This is a genomic window from Enterococcus sp. VV15, from assembly GCF_005236045.1.
Classification (GTDB): Bacteria; Bacillota; Bacilli; order Lactobacillales; family Enterococcaceae; genus Enterococcus_B; species Enterococcus_B durans.
Genome location: NZ_QPTY01000088.1, coordinates 1 through 1,610, shown reverse-complemented (window position 1 = coordinate 1,610; position 1,610 = coordinate 1). Strand labels below are relative to the sequence as shown.

Annotated in this window: 2 protein-coding genes; both read left to right on the top strand. The window is 33.8% G+C overall.

Annotated elements, in window-relative coordinates; genetic code table 11:
• On the top strand, positions 1 to 284 hold a 284-nt coding region (gene tnpA, locus DVW83_RS14580), incomplete at its 5' end, for an IS200/IS605-like element ISEfa4 family transposase (protein WP_129232558.1).
• 16 nt (positions 285 to 300) lie between these two features.
• Positions 301 to 1,449: an IS200/IS605 family element RNA-guided endonuclease TnpB gene (gene tnpB, locus DVW83_RS14575; RefSeq protein WP_137239658.1), complete on the top strand. Its 1,149-nt coding sequence runs from the start codon at positions 301 to 303 to the stop codon at positions 1,447 to 1,449.
• Positions 1,450 to 1,610 lie beyond the last annotated feature (161 nt).

Sequence of the window (1,610 nt, the reverse complement as noted above, 5' to 3'; positions counted from 1 at the left end):
AAAGAATTTCAGAATCGTATCACATTACTTTAGTGGAGTGGAATCATGATAAAGACCACGTTCATATTATGTTCAAAGCTCAACCTAAAACAGAATTGACAAAATTCATCAATGCCTATAAAAGTGCCAGCTCAAGATTGATAAAACGTGACTTTCCAAGAGTCAAACAATTTCTTTGGAAAGAAATGTTCTGGTCTAAAAGCTTTTGTCTTCTGACAACTGGTGGCGCACCAATTGATGTGATTAAGAAGTATATCCAAAATCAAGGAAACAATCATAAATAGAAAGTAGGTGAACTTTATGGAACAACTAAAAGCATACAAATTCAGAATCTATCCAACAGAGGAACAAGAAATCTTCTTTGCCAAATCTTTTGGTTGTGTCCGTAAGGTCTACAATCTAATGCTTGATGACCGAAAAAAGGCGTATGAAGAAGTTAAAAATGATTCTTCTAAAAAAATGACTTTTCCGACACCAGCTAAATACAAGAAAGAATTTCCGTTTTTGAAAGAAATTGATAGCCTTGCTTTAGCCAATGCCCAACTTAATTTAGATAAAGCATACAAGAATTTTTTTCGGGATAAATCCGTTGGATTTCCACGTTTCAAAAGTAAGAAAAATCCTGTTCAGAGTTATACAACGAATAATCAAAATGGTACAGTTGCTTTGATTGATAGTAAATTCATCAAAGTTCCTAAATTGAAGTCATTAGTAAGAATTAAGCTTCATAGACAACCAAAAGGGATTATCAAATCTGCTACAATATCACGTCATTCTAGCGGTAAATACTATATTTCTTTGTTGTGTAAAGAAGAAATTATCGAATTACCTAAAACTAATTCCACAATTGGTATTGACTTAGGTATTATGGACTTTGCGATTCTTTCTGATGGACAAAAAATCGATAATAATAAATTCACGTCCAAAATGGAAAAGAAACTAAAGCGTGAACAACGCAAATTGTCTAAGCGTGCTTTATTGGCTAAAAATAAAGGTACCAATCTATTTGAAGCTAAAAATTATCAAAAACAAAAACGCAAAGTAGCTAGATTGCATGAAAAAGTAATGAATCAACGTACTGATTTTCTGAATAAGTTGAGTACAGAAATGATCAAAAATCACGATATTATCTGTATTGAAGACTTAAACACAAAAGGTATGTTGCGAAATCATAAATTAGCTAAAAGTATTTCTGATGTTTCTTGGTCAAAGTTTGTGACTAAATTACAATACAAGGCTGACTGGTATGGACGAAAAATCATCAAAGTAGATAAATGGTTTCCGTCTAGTCAGATTTGTTCAGAGTGCGGACATAAAGATGGCAAGAAATCTCTTGAAATTCGAGAATGGACTTGTCCTGTTTGTCATACTCATCATGATCGTGATATCAATGCTAGTATCAATATTCTGACCGAAGGTCTAAGACTACATTCTATGGGATTGGCTTAGATCCAATCATCAAGAACCGTAGGAACTACGGGGATAGCTTGGTAAATAAGAGACACCGCTGTTAGTAAAGAAATACGCTATCAAGTATGCTCTATTCCCAAGAAGCTCCCACTTCAAGCGTTAAGAACCGTCAGGTTTAGCTAAGTGGTGAGTAGTTCACT